This window comes from Shewanella sp. ISS20, from assembly GCF_056522965.1.
Genome location: NZ_JAWRZK010000001.1, coordinates 2,270,037 through 2,291,118 on the forward strand (window position 1 = coordinate 2,270,037; position 21,082 = coordinate 2,291,118).

The window sequence follows — 21,082 nt, forward strand, 5'->3', positions numbered from 1 at the left end:
CTCTGTCGCTGAATTTTACTTTTGTCTGCGTTATTATCCGCACCATCTCGCGTGAATGACCCTATTTTAATAATGAAAATGAGGATTTCAGATGCAAACCTTGACTCAAGTGCTAGCTTCACAGCCACTTAACGCTTCACTGACGCAAGTCATACACACTCTGGCTAACAGTGCTAAAGACATTAGCAGCGCCGTTAGACAAGGCGCACTTGCCGGCGTACTTGGTGCGACAGAGCAAGAAAACGTGCAAGGTGAAACTCAGAAAAAACTGGATATCATCACTAACGACATGCTCAAAGATGCCTTAGCCCAAGACAGCCATGTCAAAGCCTTAGCCTCTGAAGAAGAAGATGATATCGTTGCCTTCAATAGCCAAGGCAGTTATTTAGTGTGTTTCGACCCACTGGATGGCTCATCAAACATTGATATTAACTCCTTAGTGGGCACTATTTTTTCTGTACTGCCAGCGCCAGCAGGGGATGTGAGCGCTAAGAGTTTCTTGCAATCTGGCCGCGCCCAAGTGGCTGCCGGTTATGTCCTTTATGGGCCATCAACTATGTTGGCCTTAACCACAGGTCATGGCGTGCAACTGTTCACCTTAGATCCGAGCACCAATGAATTTTTACTGACTGACGCCGCCATGAGCATCAGCCCAGATACCAGCGAATTTGCCATTAACATGTCAAATCAGCGTTTCTGGGAAGCGCCAATGCAAAGTTATATCAGTGACTTATTGCTGGGTAAAATTGGCCCTCGTGAGCGCAACTTCAATATGCGCTGGATTGCAGCTATGGTAGGCGACGTGCACCGCGTCTTATGTCGCGGCGGGATTTTTACTTATCCGGCTGACAACAAAGACTCTAAAAAACCTTTTAAGCTGCGCCTTATGTATGAAGCCAACCCTATGGCATTCTTGGTAGAGCAAGCGGGCGGCGTAGCCTCAACCGGTTACGAAACCATTTTAGATATTGAGCCACAGCATATTCATGAACGCGTAGCCGTGATTTTAGGCTCAGCCAACGAAGTGAATGCCTGCCTTGAATATCATGGTCAGCATTACGATGACCAAGAGCCAGAATGCTAATAAAAAGCCCTAAAAATAGCGCTAATAAATAGTATGTGAACTCAATAGAAATCCGGCCAGTGCCGGATTTTTTATTGCAGCGCCTAAAGTGAGTTAAACCATAAATGGAACCGTGAATTGAGGCGAATCAAACCGCTAATTTAAGCGCCCATTAAAGTGCTCAAAGAAAGCCGCTTACCCCTCAAACTCCCTGCGCGCTATTATGCTGCTTTTCGGTTTGATCAACGATAGTCAGCACTGCGGTATCCCCGACGACGTTGCACGACGTCACTATGGTATCAATTAATCTATCAAGGGCTGCCACAAAGGCAAAGGCTTCAATGGGTAAGCCCATTTGATAGATAAGCACACCTATCATCACCATACCGCCGCCAGGCACGCCGCCTGCACCTACTGATAACAAGAACACGCTAAACAACACGGTTGGTACTTGCTCCAAGGTAATTGGCATACCAAAAGCATTGGCAATAAAGAAAGTAGCGACAGTAATGTAAATCGACACCCCGCCCATGTTCATAGTCGCGCCAAGCGGCACCCCAAAACCTGCCACGGCGCGGCTCACGCCAAGTTTGTCGGTTAAGGTGCGCATGGTGACTGGTATGGTGGCGTTTGAGCTGGCAGTTGATAATGAAAACAGTATTTGCTCACGGGTTTGGCGCCTAAATTCAGCGGCGCTAATGGGGGTAAATATACCAACGGCGGCGGGATACACCACAAACACCCACAGCACTAACAAGCCAATATTAAGCAGCAAATATTGCAGCAAACTAGTAAATACCGCGGCATCTAACGTGGCACCTAACTTAAACATCAAACAAAACACCCCAATAGGCGCTAGCGACATCACCACGCCAATCAGTTTCATCATTATGCTATTTAGGATTTGAAAGCCATCAACCGCACCAACTACGCTCTCGCCCATGGATTTCATAACGCCGCCAAAGAGCAGTGCCATAAAAATGATTTGCAGCATGTTGCCCGAGGTAAAGGCAGCGATAGGATTGCTCGGCACTATATTGACTATCAAGGTCATTAAACTTGGCAGCTCAGTCGAGCTTAATGTCACCTCGGTGCCGCTGCGCATATCAACCCCGGAGCCTGGGTTAATCAGCATGACCACAGTAAAGGCGGCGCCTATGGAAAGCACAGTATTAATCACATAAAAACTAAAGGTTTTGGTACCTAAGCGGCCAAAACTTTTCAAATCTTGCAGCTCACACACGCCGCACACTATGGAGACAAAGACTAAGGGCACCACCAGCATCATGATCATGTTGACGAACATAGTGCCTAAGCCACCTGCCAACACCACCAAGTCATTGCCAAAGAAGCCAATATCACTTAAGACATATTGCACTACTGAGCCTAAGCACAGACCCAAAAGTAACCCCAAAAAGATACGAACTGATAATGAACGACTAGTCATATAATCCCTTCAAACAGCAGAAGTGCCCGTTTTTATTATTATTTTTTATGTTTGTAGGTCTTGGATAGTGAAACATGCGGCCATAAATTTCAACCCAAAAAACCAACAAGCAAGCAACCAAAGCTTAAGCGCAGCAATTAGAAAAGAAGTAACACCTTGATTTTAAATAAAATTATTCAAGTATGATTTTGTGCTAAAAATAATCATGAGTGTCAGAGTGGGCTAAGCGCTTGCTTTAACAGGAATAACTTAACAACTAACCAGTGAAAACAACTAAAGTAAGCATAAGTAAAGGTGAAATAAGCTAGCAATAGTAAAGCCGCTAGTCTTGGAGCGAGATTTAACGCGATTAATGAGTGCAATACACGCTAAATTTCGCTCAATAAAAAGCAGTCATTGACTGCTTTTTCTTAAATCGCTTAGTGCTAAAGGCCTAGATGATGGCCAAATGCAAATGGCTTACGCCATCCACAACTCCACATCGCGAATGATAAAATTACCTGTATATACAGGATGATTATCACCTATTGGTTCAAGCTCGAAAAATTGGCGATACTCATCGGCCAAGCCGTCATAGCCACAAATCACTTGATATAACCATGCTTCACTGCCCCAAGTAAGCTGTTGCGATTGCAGATACTCAAGCGCCGATTGGCGCACACCTGAATCAATCACGGCCATGAAATATTGCTCAACCGCGAGTTTCAGCGGGTCGTCAGCCACAGTAAAATCATCATTTTCGCCAAGGGACATCAACTGCGGCTCAGCGTTCGCCTTATCAGCCAAGTTTAAATGACTAATACTTTTGATTTTAGAGACGATTTCAAGCAAATCGGTTTCATGCAGGCTGTTATGCACATCCACATGGGCTGGGGCTAAAATGGCATCGGCGCGATTAAACAAATTGGCTATCTGTTGATGGGCCACATGATTTTCAACCCGATAATCTGGGTGTAAATCCGTGTGTAACAAAAAGCCCTTGAGTAATCGCGTACGCCCCTGAATTTGACGAAAACGCCCAAGTAGCTCAAGCAAGCGCCCTTGCACGACCGACAGTTCCTGCGCGCAGTAACTCATTTGATCTTGCAGGCTAGTGACCAATAAACGCCTAAGCTCGCGAATATCACCCGCTATCGTCGCCAGCTCATCAAAATGCAGCATAGCTAAGCCATTAAGTAATTCAGTCACTTGGCTTTGGGCTAATTCATTTTCACGAATTTTGGCACTAATAGTACCGACATAACCAAACTCGTTGTTAATCCGGCTCCACAATACCCGAATGGCATAACGTAAACCTTCGGTAAAGCTATACACATGCTCATTTAAATCATTGAGATAGGCTTCTGCAGCGCTAAAATCCAGCTGATGGCGCGCTTCTTTATAGTGCTCTGCCAAGGTCTTAATGGTAGCTAGTGCTGAGCCCGCATTGGCATCGATTTGACGATTGCGATCATCACTTAAGCCCTCTTCCAGCAAGGCGCGTAAAGTACGCTTTAGGCGCAGCGGTTCTTGCGGCTCTGGGCGCCACAAAATCCCCGCCTTTTGCAGCTTATCTATTACAGCAGGATCATGCTGATTGTCGCTAAGGGAACCGGCTAAATACACGTCCATGATCACATCACTGTGGCGGCCAAGCTGCTTTAGCAGTTTGACCCCAGCCTGATGCAAGTTAGTACTCATAACAAATCCCTCTGGGTGGCAGTTTCTGCTTGAGCCTCTAACTGCAAACCTTCGGTTTCATCAATAAAGCGGATCACTTCATAAAGATAATCAACCTTGCCCGTGGCCAGATAAATTTGCTTTTCTGGGTTAGGTTTAAGCAAATAGCCAAGCTCGACTAAGCGCTTAAATACTAACTTAATTTGCGCGTCCACATTGGTCGAGGTTGAGCCAAATAAGCGGTACTGACTTAACGTTGTAAGCTGCTCGCGCAGCGCAGGGGTATCTTCAATGCGAGTTTGCAATTCAGTCAAGCGTAACGCTGAGCCTTCGACTAATGAGGCATCTTGGCCTGAAGCTTCTTGCATCAGCACTAACCATTCCACCATAGGAATGAGTGTCTGACAGATTTCCTTAAACTGCGCGGAAATAACTTTGCGCTCGTGTTCACCCAGTTGCAGATAACCGCAAAAGAATACTTCGCCTTCGGCGGCGCTACATAAAGTGCGATTGATTTGATTAAGATAATGCTCAATCTGCTCGCGGTTAGCTGGGTTTTTAAGGGCGCGCCATTGATCTTCACCGCTAGTGCGGCAAATAAACTCGCCTTTTAATAAACGCTCAACCAGCTCGCCTTGGCTCGCCATCAAAGTGACTTGTTCCATTTACACCACCTCTTGTGCGGCTAAGGCTTTTAATTTATCCGCCAGCGGATTCACCTTAGGTTTAACGACTTGTAACTTGCGGGTCTGCTTATTGATAATGTAGCGATTCGCAAACAAATTAAGCACTTCCGATTCAGGATTCGGGAAGGCGCCAAGCACACTAATGTTGTTGTTTTCACAGGCATCAAAGATTTTTTTGACGTTGTTGTGATGCAAGGTGCCGAGCTCATCTATCGGCCAATGCACAGTCACTTCGGCATCGCCGCGCAATAAGCGGGTAAAGGCCAGCAAAAACTTACATAAAATCAAATAGGCCATGCCGTGACTTGAGGATTCATTAAGCTGACGGTCAGTGCGGATAATCAAATCTGAATGACCTTCTTTAAGGCGCAGTTCAATTTCCAGCAACTTAGCTACGCCGCCCGTAAGTGCGCTGCGGCCAATAATATCTAACGCGCGGCGCATGCTGTTGACGTAATCTTCAGCCGGCAGACCGCTAAAGCCATCGGCTTGCCATTGACGGAACGCCTTAACAAACTGCTCAAGCTCGGGCCAGAACTCTAATTCACTGATGCGCGAGCGAATGCGCACCGCCGATTCTGACACGCCATCTAGGAATAACTCTTCACCCACTTCGCGGGTAATACGGGCGCTTTGACTGGCAATACGGCGGTCAATATCGGCCAACACATCGTAATAAGCCGTTAAATCCACACCGAAAATTCGGCCTTGTTCCCGCAGCGCCGTAATAGATTGCGGCACCATAACATTAAGCAACTGCGCCAAGGCTGGCACCAATTTACGGTAATCCAGTAAGCGAATGCCCTTGTCGTTGATGAGGGTGGCTTCTGTGCGCGCGCGCTCCCAAGTTTCAGCTAGGCTTGAGCCAGATTGACTAACAATCACGCTATCAAAGTGATCAACGTACTGTTTTACCGAGCTTAATAGGCTTTCACGTTTAAGCAGTAACTCATCACCTTGGCGCAGGCGCTCGGCAATGCTACCGGCCGCTTCTTCAAGGTTTTTAGGTAACTTAATATCCGCCAGTTTTCTTAATAACGAGCGCAGCTTAGTTAAGTTTTCTGACGCTTCGACTTGGCTATTATCCGATAGGCGCTTGGCGGCTTCTAATTCGCCGCGCTTATGCTTAACTTCGGCGGTTTTGGTTTTTAGCTGTTGATCTAACAGGGTATAACTGGTTTTAACGTCGGCCAATTGGGTTTGCAGTTTAGGTTTGCGCTGGCGCCAACTGTGTTGATACCAATCATCAAAGCGCAATACTTGGCTGCGACCTTGCTCAGCCCCCGCCATTTTAGCTTCAATGGCTTTGATGTCGCGTTTGAGCTGCAGAATTTGGTCTTCATCGACACCGCGGGATTTAAGCTCGCTCTTATACCAGCTGTCACACGCCTTTTGCTCGCTTTTGGCGTGCTCGCGTCTATGGCTAATTTGTTGTTGTTGCTGAGTTAAGGTTAATTCCAGCGCGCCGATAATTTCTTGCCAGAACGCGGTTTTCTCCATCTTCAGCTCCATAGCATCATCATGATGCTGAGCCAACCAAGCTTGCTTGTCGCTAATAAGCTGCTTTATTTCAGCTTGCAGCAAGGTAAGCTGCTTACCGGCTTGCTGTTTACGCTCACTTAAGGCAGCGTTCACTTGCGCTTGCAGCGTGCGTTTTTCATCTAATAAGCGGCGCAGCTCTTCACGGCTATGCTGATTATTCGCCCGCGCTTGGGTGAGCTCTCGGCCAATAGCCTCAAGGGCTTGATTGCTTGATACCAGCATGTCTTCAGCTTGCTGCTGGGCTAAGTGTGCGGCGGCTAATGCCTCTTGCGCTTGCTGCAATTGCTGGCGTAAATCTTGTTCAGAGGCGGCGTAGGCTGGTACATCTAAACTTTTTAAATCAAAGGTTAAACCAAAGATTTCTTGATTAGCTTCACTGCTACGCACAGGGCGCAAATCAGTGCGATGCAATAATTCAGGGGCGATGATTTTACCTAGGCCAAGCTCCCAGCCTGGCGCTTCACGGCGCAAATACTCAAGTAAGGTATGAGATTCAGGGAATAACACATGCTTAATGTTATCGAGCTGAGACAAGCGCTCATTTACGCGCTTACTGACTAAACGCAGGCCATCATCGGCTCTATCGCGCTCACTTCTGAGCTTACGTTCCTGCGCGCTGAGACGCTCAAGCTTAGCGGCGCACACTTCTTGCTCTTCATCGGCAAGACTAATGCGCTCATCGAGCACGGCCAAGGCCATCTTTTCTTCTTCGGTATAACTCACGCTATCAATTTTTAACTGATGAGCGGCCATGGCTAATTTGAGCTGATATTCTTGCTCGTTAAAGCGCGCTACACCTTGCTGCTCAGCGTCGCGGTTAGCTTGGGCGAGCTTTTCCAGTTCAGCGCGCGCCAATTCTTTTTGGCTATCGCGCTGCTCACGGCTTTTATCGACTTGGTTGTGTAGCTTTTCTAATTCGCTATTTAACTGCTCACCTAATTCACTGCGACGGGCGTTGTAAGCGGCCTCTATGTCTTGATGCTGTTCGGTTTGCAGCTTATGTCTATCATTAAGGGTTTGTAAGTCTTGGCGCCACTGCGGCAACGTCGCTAACGCCGCTTTTGCCGCATCAATATCTGCATCCATAAAGCTTTGATATTGATTTTCAATGGCATCTAACTCATCTTCAAACTTGTTGATATCGCCTTTGGCCGCCGAGAGCTCAAGGTTTAATTCATCGCGGCTGTCTTTCCATTCTTCATCAAGCTGTTTCAGTGCGAGATTAGTGGCTTTAGAATCGAGCTGCGCTTGATCTTGTCGCTGCACTTCTAAGCTTTCGTCGTGACGATAGCCTTTATGTAAGCTGGCCAGACGCACTTCAGTGCCTTGCAGCTGCTCAAATTCATCGGCCAACTTGTCAAATTCAGGGCGAATTTGCTCAAATCCCGCAATAAGCTGACTTTCACGGATCCAGGCTTCCACGCGCTGCGGATTTAAGCGCGAGCTTGGCGGATTAACGCCGTCTTCTTCTAAAATCGCGGCTACCATCGACTTGACGGTTTCCATCTTGCCTTCTTTGGAATGCACGGCTTTAGCGAGTTTTTCAATATGGCGCAGGGAAAATTCAGGATCGCATAAGGCAAACTGGCGAGCATAAGCGCGCAGCTCTTGACGATTAGTGCCCGTGCTTAACAGCGCGCGATCGTTTTGAATAATGGCGCGATATTCACGGGTATTAAGTAAATTGGTGGTGGCTACCTGCAAGCGCTTGTATTGCCGCCCAAGCTCAGAGGCTGGGTAGCAAATAACTTCATTGCCTTGGCGCTGCTTAATATAATCTTCAAGCTCAAAACCTGTGGCCACAAAGCGATAGTTAACGCCTTTGCCGTCACCGGCTGAGGATAAAATCGCTTGATAGAGCTGATTATCGCTCTTGCGATATTCATAAATGATGTAGCTCGCTTCATTAGGTAAATACCAACGCTCAAAGCTGTCACGAGTTGATGGCACAACGCGGCTTGGGTATTCACCATAAAATACCGGCACTAGGCGCTGCAATGTGGTTTTACCCGAGGCATTGGTACCACAAATGTTGGTATGGCCATCAAGGGCCAGCTCTACGACACCTGGCAAATGAGTGTCTATTAAAATAATACGATTTAGGCTCGACATGGTATTCCTTGCATGGCCATCAAACTCTGGCACAAAACCTTAAATGGCGACTGAAACACCACTTTATTCCGTTGTGAACTATGACGTTAAGCGTCACTGATATTCAAAGGTGAATAAGGTAATCCAAAGCCAGTGTGCAAGCAAATTACCTCAAGGTAATTGCCGTTTTTGCCGACAAAACTGAGAGTTAAGTGGCTTATCGCGCTATCTAATAGCCAAGCGCTATAACAAACTCTAGTTGCTGAGTAAAAATGACTATGGCATGACTAAGTTTTGGCAAATAGAGAAAGGCGTATTAAATAAGGGAATGAAGGCTTGCGCTTTGGCTTAAGCGCTGCACTGTGATGGGCAAGCTCACCCATCACAGCGGCATGATGGAAAATTACTTCACCATAAAATTGGCGGTACGCAGGGCGTATTCATCACACATGGCCGCTACGCTTTCTTCTTCAAAAGGCCTTAAGCCGCTTAAGACTAAACGCTTATAGCCCTTACCTATCAAGGCGCCATTGGCATGAATGGCAAAATCAATATCCACTTGGCCGCGCTTACCTTCATGACTAAGGCGCGCATCGACTAATGTCAGTTCAATATCTTCAAAATCAAGCGTCGATAAGCTAAAACCCATGCGCTCATAAATGACTAAGGGTCGGTCGGCATTAATCATCACGCCCTGCTCACGCATTAATGGCACCATGATATGGACAAAGTTAAGCCCAGAAAATGCCACATAACGGCGAATAAACTGCTCAATTTGGCGAGTTTCTTTGGTGATATCGCCACTTGCATCGGCTTGTAAAATCAACTTGTCGTTAGTATCTAGTAACTGCATGCAGTCTTGCGCCGCCGGTAAGCGTAAGCTTTTATTGGCCGGCACCATATCGGCAAACCGAAAATCCATGTGCGAGCGTAAACCGTTATGCATTAATAAGATGGCGAACAGTAAATCGCCAGGCACACAAAAGCGTTTAGCATCAATATCATGAATGGGATTAAAGTCACCTGCGACCGACTTAGCAAACAAGCTCGCTTGCTCTGCATCAATATCGATAAAGCCTTGGCGCTCATTAAAAAACTTATTTAAAAACATCATGATTCTCTTATCCATCCCAGATTGGCCCACAGTGTAACCGTGAATCACGCAAACACAGAGCCGATGACTTAACCCTTAGCCACAATCAGCCCTTGATGGCTTGGCCATGAATGACGGCTAATCCTTAGCCTTAGTGAGTTGCTAACGGCTGCAATAATTTTGCATCCTTGGGGATCAATCAGTCCCGCAGCATTAGGCTAATGTAAATTGCTCAAACAACCAACAAAACAATTAACCGCGCCAGTAATTAAATCGCCAAAACCAACCTCAACAAACGCAACAAACAAAACAAACTGTTTACATAAGTGTGATTGCACCTATAATGCGAATCATTATCGTTATCAGCAACCTTAGAGTTAGCTATTAGGAGTTTTCATGTTTGCGGCGAAACCACTTCAATTGTCTATATTAACCTCGGCATTACTGCTGAGCTTCTCATCGCCCTTGCTGGCTGATGACGATATTAATGTGTCTGAACACATCACTATTTTTGGGCAGCAGAACCCACTCAATAAGTCACCATCAAGTAGCCATGAGATAACCCAAGCTGAGTTAGATAAATTTAAATACACAGATATCATGCGTACCCTAGCGACTATTCCTGGCATTTATATTCAGGAAGAAGATGGTTATGGCCTGCGCCCCAATATTGGTATGCGCGGCACAGGGCAGAATCGCTCAGAAAAAATTACTGTCATGGAAGATGGCGTCTTAGCCGCGCCCGCGCCTTACGCCTCACCTGAAGCTTATTATTTCCCAACGCCTGGGCGAATGGAGCGGATTGAAGCCATGAAAGGCGGCTCAACCATTAAGTACGGCCCGCGCACCACAGGCGGCGTGATTAACTTGATATCGCGCAGCATTCCCAATGAAGATATGGCCGGAAAAATTGATGTCGCCCTTGGCCAAGATGGCTTTGCTAAAGGCCATGTGTATGGCGGCGGCCAAGGCGAGCAAGTGGGCGCTGTGGCTGAAGTGTTCCGCTATCAAGCCGATGGCTTTCGGGACATTAACCATGTCGGCGGTAACACCGGCTTTGAGCGTAATGATGCCTTAGCTAAAGTCAGTTTTAATAGCGACAAAAGCGCAACTTACGCCCAAGCCTTACAAATTAAACTTAAATATTCAGATGAAACCTCAAACGAAACTTATATGGGATTAACTGAGGCCGACTACAACAGCGCGCCATTTAGCCGCTATAGCGCCTCGCAAAAAGATAAGATGACCACAGATCATCAACAAATTCAGGTCAATCATGTGATTGAGTGGAGCGATACCCTTAATCTCGCCTCGGTTGCTTACTACAATAAATTCCACCGCAACTGGTACAAAACCAACAAGGTCAATGGCAAAGGCTTAAGTAGTGGCGGCATAGACGCGGCGGCTTTGTTCGATTCAGGTCTGTCACCATTAAGCAGCATGAAGGTTGAAGTTAAGGCCAATAATCGTGATTACTTGTCTCAAGGCCTGCAAACTCAGCTCAACTGGGACTTAGAGCAACATCAATTCGCCTTTGGCGTGCGCTACCATGAAGATCAAATGGAGCGCTTCCAGTGGGTCGATAATTATCAGTTAACCCAAGAATATCAAATGACCTTAGCGCCAAGTGATGCCGGCGTGCCGGGCACAGATGCTAACTTGCTCGATAACGCTAAGGCTTGGGCGTTTTTCGCTGAAGACAAGATGAGCTTTAACAAGTTTACTGTGACCGCAGGTTTACGTTATGAAGACATCACCACTCAGCGCCAAGATTGGGGTAAAGCTAACCCAGGGCGTATCGGCGCGCCAATTAAAGATATCAGTAATAGCTTTGATGCCTTACTGCCAGCCTTGGCTGTGAGTTACACCATCACAGATGAATGGCTAGTATTTACTGGGGTGCAAAAAGGCTTTGCGCCCGCAGCGCCTGGCAATGAAGCCGAGGAAGTAGAAAAGAGCTGGAACTATGAGTTAGGCACGCGTTTCAGCCAAGAGGCAGTTACTGCCGAAGCAGTGGCCTTTTACAGTGATTACAGCAATATGCATGGTAACTGCACAGCCGCGCAGGGCTGCGCTGATGACAACATAGGTAATCAGTACAATGCTGGCGAAGTGGATGTTAAAGGCTTAGAAGTGAGCGCAGGCTATGAGCTTAATGCCGACGGACAAGTAAGCTTCCCAGTGAAGATTGCTTACACTTACACCCACACCGAATTTAGCAATAGCTTTACCTCTGACTTCTGGGGACAAGTGAATGCGGGTGATGAATTACCGTATTTACCTACCAATCAGTTGTATTTAGGCTTAGGCGCGCAAACCGATGACTGGCAAGTTACCCTTGCTGGCCGTTATACCAGTGATATGCGCACGGAAGCGGGGCAAGGTAGCATAGCCAGCAATGAGTTGATTGCCGCTAAAACTGTGGTCGATTTATCCGCGCGCTACTTTATTACCAAGCAGCAAGAAGTGTATCTGCAAGCTGAGAACTTATTGGATGAGACTTATATGACAACTCGCATTCATGGCTCGATTTTCTCAGGAAAACCTAGAACTGTGACTTTAGGTTATAGCTATCAGTTCTAACCGAGCGAATTCCCTAAGACCAGCACTTAATAGCAGAGCTTAAAACCAAAGCTTAATACCAAAGCTTAAAACTCTGAGCACTCATAAACATAAGGCGACCCTGTGGTCGCCTTATGTTTATGAGTGCTCATTTGCGGTTTACAGTGTTAGCCGCCTATCAGGTTCTGCCACCAATTAAGTGGCTCGCCGCAATTGGCCGCAGGCTGGTAACTATCAAGTAAAGCTGGCACAGCTGACACATTAGCGCAGCCCGCTTGCATAGCCACGCCGCTCTTGCGATTAAAGTAAGCGTTAATCACCCCTTGCGGCGGTTGCATCCGTAAACTTATAGGCGCATGGGCTTGTAAATATGCCTGATAAACCGCCATGGCGCCACTGCTACCATAAAGATTGGTCTTGCCGTTATCATCAAGCCCCACCCAAATAGCGGCGACATTGCGCTCATCAAAGCCTGCGAACCACGCATCACGGCCATCATTACTGGTCCCAGTTTTACCGGCTATGGTGGCATTTGGAAATTGCTGACCTAAACGTTTAGCCGTGCCATTAGCGACAACTTGCGTCATAGCATATTTCACTAAGTAATCGGCGCCTTGAGGAATTGCACTTGCTGACGCTAAGCTGCTGCCTTCAATGGCCTCATTTTGCTTATTGATAACATGAGTCACTGCATGCAATTGTCGATAACGCCCGCCATCGGCTAAGGTCTGATACACCTGCGCTACCATTAACGGCGAGCCATCAACGGCGCCAAGGAAAATCGATGGATAGTTGCTGACGGGGCCATTCCAGCCAGAGCGCATTAACGTGTGTTTAACCGCATCCACCCCAAGTGCCATGCCCAAATTCACAGTTGGTACGTTCATAGATTGCACCAATGCCTGCATTAGGCTTACTTCACCACTAAAGGTTTTAGTCACGTTTTGCGGCGACCAACTTTTGCCTTGTCCATTGTTTAAGGTAATCGGCTGATCTTTAAGGGGTGACATTAAGTTATAACGCTGCCCTTGCTCAAGCGCAGTGGCATACACAAAAGGTTTAACTAAAGATCCTATCGGGCGGCGAATATCCGAGGCGCGATCAAACCCTGCAAACTCAGGTTGTCTATCACCCACCATGGCCGCGATACCAGCGCTGTATTTATCTGTCACTACCATGCCAGCTTGGATATCTTTGGCGCGCTTATCTAACTGTTTTAAGGTGTGCGATACCGCCTTTTCTGCCGCTTGCTGGGCAATAGGATCTAAAGTGGTGTACACCTTAATACCTGATTGCTTAAGTAAAGCGTCACCATAACGGCTGGTAAGTTCCCGTTTTACTTGGGCAAAAAACGCCGGTAAACGCGCGCGCACAGGTTTAGATTCTTTGCGAACTCCTAATGGCGATTCAACGGCCACAGTGTATTCATTAACAGAAATTTTATTATTTTCCATCAATAACTTAAGCACCAGATCGCGCCGCTCTAACGCGCGCGCTGGCGATCGCCACGGATTGTAATAAGACGGCCCTTTAATGCTAGCGATCAAAAATGCTTGCTGAGCCAAGGTCAGTTCAGCCACCGGTCTGCCGAAATAAAACTGCGATGCTAAGCCGATACCATGCACAGATCGCGACTTATCTTGACCCATATACACTTCGTTTAAGTAAGCTTCTAAGATCTCTTGCTTGCTGTAACGAAAATCTATGATCACTGCCATCAAGGCTTCACGAATTTTACGCTCAAGGGAGCGCTCACTGCTTAAAAAGAAGTTTTTAGCTAACTGCTGAGTAATAGTCGAGCCGCCTTGCACAGTTCGACCGGCGCTAACGTTAACTAACGCCGCGCGTAAAATAGCTATGGGGTTAATGCCGTGATGATCGTAAAAACTTCTATCTTCCACCAGCAATAATGACTCAACTATGTACTTAGGCATCTCGGCCGTTGGTACAAAAATTCGGTCTTCTGCATCCGATGCAATAATTCTATCTAGCAGCACTGGCTCTAAATAAAACACCGCTAGCTCGCGTTTATCAGACATGCGCGCCACACTAGTCACCCCTTGGCTATCAAAGGTTAACATTACTTGCTGCTCGGGCTGCTTACCGTCGGGATGCAAGAACGGGCGACGCCATAACTGAATACGGGTCGCAGAGGCAGAATACTCACCCACTTCTCTGGGATTGGCCACCTTGCGATACCCAAGCACAGCTAATTCTTGCAGCACTTGTTGATGACTAATGGCGGCGCCAGGATATAGGCTCATTGGCCGACTAAAGATTTGCGCCGGTAAATACCACTTCTGCCCTTCAAACTTGCTGGCGATGATTTGATCTAAATAAATGCAATAGCTAGCCACGACTGTGGTCACTACTAAAGCCAATTTCCAACTAATAGACCATAAGCGCTTCATCATAGTAGGAGACTGACGGGCTGACTTGGCCCTAGGCTTACGCGCTTTAGGGCTTGGTTTTTCTGAGGTATTTTTTTTAACTGTCATAAATCCTGTCTTTTACACTGATATGGCAATGGCTTAAGTCGCAAGGCCACTGAACCATGGCGTTAAAGGCGATTATCCCAGAACATCCAGTAACTTGATAGTTAAGCTCTCTTGGCCTTGAGATAGGCTCCGCCCATCACAAGGCTGTAGCTAAATTGTCACTAACTCTTTTTGGCCGCTAGCTCTTGGCTGCGCTTTTTGGTGTGTTTAGTAGGCTCACTGTCTTGGGGGTTATCTGGCCATAAATGCTTGGGATAGCGCCCCTTCATTTCTTTTTTAACTTCCACATAAGGCCCTGCCCAAAAACTAGCAAGATCTTGAGTTAAGGCTAAAGGCCGTCTTGCTGGAGAGAGTAATTCCATAGTCACAGTGAGTTCACCATTAGCCACTTTAGGGCTAGCGGCTAACCCTAAGGCTTCTTGCAAACGCACGCTTAATAAGGCGCGCCCCGCATCATCATAACGTATGGGCGCGCGGCTGCCGGTCGCCATTTTCCATGACACAGGTAAATAGTTATCTAGGTTATTAAGCAGCGGCCAAGGCAGAGCGCTGTGCAACATAGCTAACACATCAAGCTTAGCGAGCTGCGCCACACTATTGATATTAATCAGATAAGGAGCGAGCCAAGTATCAAGACTTGCCATTAAGGCGCTATCACTAAAATCTGGCCAAGAATGATTAGTATCCTTTTGGCGCGCAATCGCAAGGCGCAGTTGCAACTGCTTCACATCATCGGTGATGGTTAAAAGATTCAACCCCTTACGGGCAATTTGCTGCAACAAGGCTTGTTGCACCATAGCGGGATCAAAGGTGGTTAAGGCTTGCTCGCGCCATAACACTTGGCCGATGCGCCACTCATTTTTACCGCTAACCCTCTGAGTATTATCATCAAAACCTAGCATTGAATGGCGCGTCACTAAATGCGCGAGCGCATCATCAAAATGGGCTAGATCTAAAGGGCTCGCTAAATATACCCGCCCCGCCGCTTGGCCTTGATGCAACTGAAAATCAGCCACCACTAACCAAGCTTGCTGCGACAGCGCGGCGCAGTCCACTGTCACTCCAGTGCCATTGGCCAGTAAAAAACCATCACTAGAGCGGCGTTTAGCAATGCGATCGGGAAAGGCTAAAGCCAGTAATAAACCGATATCAGAAGGATGCGTGGCCAAGGCCGCCTTGGCAAAATCACCACCAACGCCAAGCTTAGTTAGCCACTGGCGTGCTTGCTGCAATAATGGCCCTGATTGCGCTACGCCTAAATAATCAAAAATATCTGCGCCTTTATTAGGTAAGCCGCGCGCCTCAATAATACTTGCCAGCAAGCAAGCTAAGGCCGGCAAATGCGGCTGCGATTGCGCAAGCGTTACTGATGCCAGCAGCATGTGCGCAAGCCTTGGATCGCAGCCTAAACTGTGGGCTTGTCGCCCTAAGGGGGTGAGTTTGCGCTGGCTATCCACTAAGGTTAAGTCTTGCAGTAACTGCCACGCCTGCGCTTCATGCACGCTTGGCGGCGGCGTTAATAAAGGCAAATCAGTTAATTGATGCACGCCCCAGAGACTGGCGTCCAGCGCCATAGCGGTGAGATCGGCATGCAAAATACTGGGATCTTCAGCAAGTGCTTGGCGATCAAAAGTTTCAGCGGGCCATAAACGCACGCACCAACCGGCGGCGGTTCGACCGGCGCGGCCACTGCGCTGCACGGCAGACGCCTGACTAATGCGGTTAAGTCGCAATAAATTAACCCCAGATCGCGGCTGGTAACTGGCTTGCCTATGCCAGCCGCTATCAACCACCATAGTGACGCCTGGGATAGTCAAACTCGATTCGGCGACATTGGTAGCTAGCACCACTTTTACTCGCCCTTGGCTATCTTCAGCCAACGCTAAATCTTGGGCAGCCGATGACATGGCGCCATATAAAGGCGTAACTAAAAATTGGCGGCTATCTAAGCGATCGTTAAGGTACTGTTGTAACTTATTGATTTCACCTTTACCTGGCAAAAATGCCAACAAGTTACCCGCCAGAGGCGGCGCGCTAAGTAGCTCAGTGATAGTGCGCCCCATATGGGTCAGCCAATCGGCAGCGGTTTTAGGCGCTTGATAACTAATAGAAACGGGATAACTGCGCCCTTGGGATTGTATATGGGGCGCATCTGGCATCAGCTCATTTAAGGGTAAACCTGATAAGGTGGCTGACATCGCCAAAATTCGTAGATCTTCGCGCACACTGGCCTGCACTTCTAAGGCTAATGCGAGGGAGAGATCGGTCGTAAGATGACGTTCATGGATTTCATCGAAAATCACCACATCAACCCCAGTTAACTCGGGATCGGCTTGGATCATGCGGGTTAGCACGCCTTCAGTCACAATTTCCAAACGAGTGTTGCGACCCACTTTAGTTTCACCACGCACCCTAAAACCGACCTCATCGCCAACGCTTTGCTTACGCTGCTTGGCAATAAAATGGGCTATCGATCGCGCCGCTACTCGCCTTGGTTCCAACATTATGATCCGGCCAATAATTTCAGGCCAATCCAACATAGCCAAAGGCAAGGCTGTGGACTTACCCGCGCCAGTCGAGGCTTCTAGAATAACTTGAGTGGATTCGTTAAGCGCCTTGCGCAGAGCAGGCAAAAGATCATAAATAGGAAGATGTGACAAAATCGCGACTTTTTTAACTGAGATTGGCCTCAGTGTACTCATTCTCAGGCGCAGATGCTACGCGGCGAATGCTACGCGCTATTGGCGATTAGCCATAGGCTTGCTTAGGGTTGATGAGTGAGCTTAGCGGCATAGGTTTAGCAAAATGATAACCTTGGCCATAATCCACGCCAATTTCAGTCAACAGGTTACTGATATTTTGATCTTCCACAAATTCACCTATGGTTAGAAAATGCATGTCTTGGCCAAGTTGACGTATGGCGCGCACAATCGCTTGATCATCTTTACTGCTGCAAAGGTGTTTTACAAACTGCCCATCGATTTTGACTACATCTAAATCCCAGCGTTTAAGATAAGCAAAACTTGAAAAGCCAGCGCCAAAATCATCAAGCGCTAACTTACAACCATACTGGCGCACCATAAGAATAAAGTCGCTGGCAAGCTCTAACTGACTCACGGCCGCAGTTTCTGTGATTTCAAAACAGAGCTTAGAGGCGTACTGCGGGCAAGATTGCAGCTTTAATTCCAGCCATTGTAAAAAGCCTCTATCCCCTAAGGAGGTGGCGGACAAGTTCACCGACACCATACTTAATCCGTCCCAAATCTGGCTATTGTTTTCAGCCCATTGCAACAAGTGATCAACCACCCAAGTATCAACCTTAGCCGCCAAGTTATAGCGCTCGGCTGCAGGTAAAAACGTATCAGGAGATAGCACCTTGCCATCGGCCGCCGATAAACGCAGTAATATTTCTAAATGCAGGCCGGCTTCTAAGCCTTGCAACGGGATAATTGGCTGAAAAAACAACTCAAAATTATCCCGATTTAATGCGGATAAAATATCGGTACTCGCCAGCATTTCATTGTGAAGCTTATTCATTCTGGGGTCGTGATTATCATAAAAATGCCAACCATTGCGGCCTAACTCTTTAGCTAGGCTACAAGCGGCATCCGCATGGCTCATCACTTGGTAAATATCGGGATCAGTGCGATCAATTTTCGCCAACCCAATGCTAATGCTGACGCTATGCTGCCGCCCTTGCCAGCTAAACTCATGGCTTGAGATCTGCTGACAAATGCGTGACGCGATTAAACTTGCTGACTCGCTATTGGCTTGGTGCATTAAAATAGCAAACTCATCACCACCAATACGGGCAAGTATGTCGCCGCGGCGAATCAGTTGTTTAAGGCGCATCGCCACCTGACACAAGAGCTTATCTCCTGCCATATGGCCACTGATATTATTCACTACTTGGAATTGATCTAAATCCAAAAAAGCCACGCAAGCGGGAGCTGAAACCTCTTCACGCATCACTTGCCCTAAGGAAGTTTCAAAGTAACAACGATTAGGTAAACCAGTTAAGGCATCATAATTGGCCTGAAACGATAACTCAGCCGCCAACCTATGTTGCTCACTAATATCTTCGGCTAACAGCACGATAGAATCTGGCGAGCTTTGCATGCGGCTGAAATTCAAGCGCTGCCAACTTTGGCGCAGTGAGGTGTGATTGGTCTTATTGATTTTGAACGCCACCTCACACCAAGACTGATGCAAGATACCATCGCGCACCATGTTAATAGCTTCAGTTAATACCGCTTTATCATCATCAGGCAGCAAGCTGGTTAAGTCTTGCCCCTCAAAGACGCCTAGGCTGTGGCGCGCCACTTGGTTAAGTAAAGACAAGCGATTTTGGTTATCAACCACAGCGCACGCCAGCGGTAACTGATTAAATAGCATCTGGTATTTATGTTCGCTGGCTAGCAGGGCATTGGCAATGCGCGTCAACTCTAAGGCAGACGATATCAAGGTCTGGGTATGATTAAGTTCTTGAATGAAACTGTCAGACCATGGCCGCGCCTTGCGACTCACAGCGCCCAATGCCAGCTTAGTACTACCAAAACTGATGGGAGATAAGACTAATAAGGATTGTACTTGCCACTTTTTAAGCAGCATCTTTTCTTGGCGGGCCAGTGCCGGCAAGAGATTAACATCAGGGATTAATACTTGTTCGCCAGCGCGAATCAGTTCTCTAAAATAATTTAATCGAGCCAATGGCCAATCACGGCCCAGCATACCTTCTGAGTGTTTAGTGTATAAATGATGAGGGCGTAATCTATGCAGGCCATTTTGATTAGGCAAACCAAGCACAAACACCCCATCGCAATCTAATTGCTCGGTAATGGCTTGCAATGCCTTGTCGACATTTTGCTGGAGTGTCGCGCTGGGGCTGTGACTAAAAATGTCTTTCAGCACCTGCTGTAATAGCTGTCCTTGCATACTTTCCATGAACAATATCTATAAAAGTCCTTTTGGATAAGCATAGTCTTTAAAAATGTATGTGCACTTTTAACCTTGGATTGAATAGGGGAAATAATCATTTAGCTATGGCATGTTTAAGCTGCAAATGTGGCTTGCAAGCCACATTGTCTCGCTCAATATTACTCAAGGCGAATACTTCGCCTTGGGTGTATAACTGCGCCTATTGCTTAAGTAGCTCGGCCACTGTCAACACGCCATGGGCGGTAGCGCCCGCAGAATTAAGTGACGTCGCTGAATCTTCAAAGGCCGCAGCCAAATCCATATGTAACCACTGGCAATCTGGAGAGACAAAACGCCACAAGAAGCCCGCGGCATTAGAAGCGCCGCCCGCACCGCCACCTTTTATTGGCCGGCTATTAGCGGTATCAGCGTAGGCTGATGGACACATGTCCTTATGCCAAGGGGCTAATGGCAAGGGCCACACTTGCTCATCCACTTGCGCGGCTTTTTGTTGTGTCAGACTAAGTAATTCAGTGTGCGGTGAAAAGATAGCGTTATAGCTGCGACCAAGTGCCATTACAGCTGCGCCGGTTAACGTAGCGGCATCTATCACTAATTTAGCGCCGGACTCACAGGCCGCTTGTAAACCATCGGCCAACACTAAACGGCCTTCAGCGTCGGTATTAACGACTTCTACACTTACACCATTTTTATAGGTAAGAATATCGCCAAGCTTATAGGCGCCGCCGCTGATTAAATTCTCGGCGCAGCATAAGTACAACTTAACTCTTTGCTTCAAACCGCGGCTAATGGCAAGACCTAAGGCCGCAGTCACAGTCGCCGCGCCGCCCATGTCGCACTTCATGGTCAGCATGCCTTCTGATGGCTTGATGCTGTAACCGCCAGAATCAAAGGTAATGCCTTTACCCACAAGCGCCACAGCAACTGGGGCATCTTCAGCCAGCGGATTGTAATCTAGCTCAAGCAAAGCGGGCGATCTAACACTGCCACGGCCAACGGCGTGAATCCCAATCCAGCCATGCTCTAATAAAGCCTCGCCTTCAATAATGCGATAAGTCACTTGCTTGGGGGCTAACTCAGTAAGCCAGTTAGCCGCGCTTTGCGCTAATACTAACGGCGAGAGATTCTCAGGGGTTTCATTAACCAGCTGCCGCGCAAAACCAGTGCAAGCCGCGCGCAGTTTAAGTTCACTAATGTCGTTATCTGAACCCGTCCATGTCAGTTCATAATCATTTTTAGCGCAATAATAGCCTTGGCCAAAACGCCATTGCTGCTCGAGTGACCAAACGCCCGCTAAGGCCACTTGATTTATCCCTAAAGTGCGCAGTTTTCGCGCCACTTTTTGAATTTGGCGCAGTTCATCACCGCTCGCTAGATGTATGGTGGCTGTGGGCGTTTTAGCATCGGCGCCAAAAATCACATCGGCCTTCCCCCAAGAAGACGGCACGGGATCGCGACTTAAACTAACCTGCATGGTAACTACTTGCATAACATATCCTTCGT

The 21,082-nt window shown here is 47.5% G+C and carries 11 protein-coding genes; 2 read left to right on the forward strand and 9 right to left on the reverse strand.

The window, feature by feature from the left end; genetic code table 11:
- The first annotated feature begins 91 nt into the window (after positions 1-91).
- The gene (locus AC1HDP_RS10435; protein WP_479638707.1) at positions 92-1,084 is read left to right on the forward strand and encodes a class 1 fructose-bisphosphatase; all 993 of its coding nucleotides are present in this window, start codon (positions 92-94) and stop codon (positions 1,082-1,084) included.
- Between the two features lie 181 nt (positions 1,085-1,265).
- On the opposite strand, the gene AC1HDP_RS10440 is transcribed toward AC1HDP_RS10435, so the two are convergent.
- The 5 genes from AC1HDP_RS10440 to AC1HDP_RS10460 form a co-directional block, all read right to left on the reverse strand.
- Entirely contained in the window at positions 1,266-2,510 is a 1,245-nt protein-coding gene (locus AC1HDP_RS10440; protein ID WP_479638708.1) for a dicarboxylate/amino acid:cation symporter, read from the reverse strand.
- 459 nt (positions 2,511-2,969) lie between these two features.
- On the reverse strand, positions 2,970-4,190 hold the full coding sequence (locus tag AC1HDP_RS10445) for a phosphoenolpyruvate carboxylase (protein WP_479638709.1): 1,221 nt from the start codon (positions 4,188-4,190) through the stop codon (positions 2,970-2,972).
- The gene (locus tag AC1HDP_RS10450) at positions 4,187-4,834 is read right to left on the reverse strand and encodes a condensin complex protein MksE (RefSeq protein WP_479638710.1); all 648 of its coding nucleotides are present in this window, start codon (positions 4,832-4,834) and stop codon (positions 4,187-4,189) included. Before AC1HDP_RS10450 ends, AC1HDP_RS10445 begins: the two co-directional genes overlap by 4 nt.
- A complete protein-coding gene (locus tag AC1HDP_RS10455; protein ID WP_479638711.1) occupies positions 4,835-8,509 on the reverse strand; it encodes an ATP-binding protein in 3,675 nt (1,224 codons plus the stop codon).
- A 382-nt stretch (positions 8,510-8,891) separates the two neighbouring features.
- The gene (locus AC1HDP_RS10460; protein WP_479638712.1) at positions 8,892-9,602 is read right to left on the reverse strand and encodes a DUF3581 family protein; all 711 of its coding nucleotides are present in this window, start codon (positions 9,600-9,602) and stop codon (positions 8,892-8,894) included.
- A gap of 375 nt (positions 9,603-9,977) precedes the next feature.
- Here AC1HDP_RS10460 and AC1HDP_RS10465 point away from each other — a divergent pair, with 375 nt between their 5' ends.
- Positions 9,978-12,164 (forward strand): TonB-dependent receptor family protein, encoded by a 2,187-nt coding sequence (locus tag AC1HDP_RS10465; protein ID WP_479638713.1) that lies wholly within the window; start codon positions 9,978-9,980, stop codon positions 12,162-12,164.
- A 146-nt stretch (positions 12,165-12,310) separates the two neighbouring features.
- On the opposite strand, the gene mrcB is transcribed toward AC1HDP_RS10465, so the two are convergent.
- The 4 genes from mrcB to pepB form a co-directional block, all read right to left on the reverse strand.
- Complete coding sequence (gene mrcB / locus AC1HDP_RS10470; RefSeq protein WP_479638714.1) at positions 12,311-14,641, reverse strand: penicillin-binding protein 1B; 2,331 nt, start codon at positions 14,639-14,641, stop codon at positions 12,311-12,313.
- Between the two features lie 161 nt (positions 14,642-14,802).
- Entirely contained in the window at positions 14,803-17,343 is a 2,541-nt protein-coding gene (gene hrpB / locus AC1HDP_RS10475) for an ATP-dependent helicase HrpB (RefSeq protein WP_479638715.1), read from the reverse strand.
- A 46-nt stretch (positions 17,344-17,389) separates the two neighbouring features.
- Positions 17,390-19,585: a putative bifunctional diguanylate cyclase/phosphodiesterase gene (locus AC1HDP_RS10480; protein ID WP_479638716.1), complete on the reverse strand. Its 2,196-nt coding sequence runs from the start codon at positions 19,583-19,585 to the stop codon at positions 17,390-17,392.
- 193 nt (positions 19,586-19,778) lie between these two features.
- On the reverse strand, positions 19,779-21,068 hold the full coding sequence (gene pepB, locus AC1HDP_RS10485; RefSeq protein ID WP_479638717.1) for an aminopeptidase PepB: 1,290 nt from the start codon (positions 21,066-21,068) through the stop codon (positions 19,779-19,781).
- Positions 21,069-21,082 lie beyond the last annotated feature (14 nt).

Bases quoted from the DNA above. Each gene is read 5' to 3' on its own strand.
- hrpB (WP_479638715.1), bottom strand. From the start codon at position 17,343: ATGAGTACACTGAGGCCAATCTCAGTTAAAAAAGTCGCGATTTTGTCA.
- pepB (WP_479638717.1), bottom strand. From the start codon at position 21,068: ATGCAAGTAGTTACCATGCAGGTTAGTTTAAGTCGCGATCCCGTGCCG.
- mrcB (WP_479638714.1), bottom strand. From the start codon at position 14,641: ATGACAGTTAAAAAAAATACCTCAGAAAAACCAAGCCCTAAAGCGCGT.
- AC1HDP_RS10445 (WP_479638709.1), bottom strand. From the start codon at position 4,190: ATGAGTACTAACTTGCATCAGGCTGGGGTCAAACTGCTAAAGCAGCTT.
- AC1HDP_RS10450 (WP_479638710.1), bottom strand. From the start codon at position 4,834: ATGGAACAAGTCACTTTGATGGCGAGCCAAGGCGAGCTGGTTGAGCGT.
- AC1HDP_RS10460 (WP_479638712.1), bottom strand. From the start codon at position 9,602: ATGATGTTTTTAAATAAGTTTTTTAATGAGCGCCAAGGCTTTATCGAT.
- AC1HDP_RS10465 (WP_479638713.1), top strand. From the start codon at position 9,978: ATGTTTGCGGCGAAACCACTTCAATTGTCTATATTAACCTCGGCATTA.
- AC1HDP_RS10480 (WP_479638716.1), bottom strand. From the start codon at position 19,585: ATGGAAAGTATGCAAGGACAGCTATTACAGCAGGTGCTGAAAGACATT.
- AC1HDP_RS10435 (WP_479638707.1), top strand. From the start codon at position 92: ATGCAAACCTTGACTCAAGTGCTAGCTTCACAGCCACTTAACGCTTCA.
- AC1HDP_RS10440 (WP_479638708.1), bottom strand. From the start codon at position 2,510: ATGACTAGTCGTTCATTATCAGTTCGTATCTTTTTGGGGTTACTTTTG.
- AC1HDP_RS10455 (WP_479638711.1), bottom strand. From the start codon at position 8,509: ATGTCGAGCCTAAATCGTATTATTTTAATAGACACTCATTTGCCAGGT.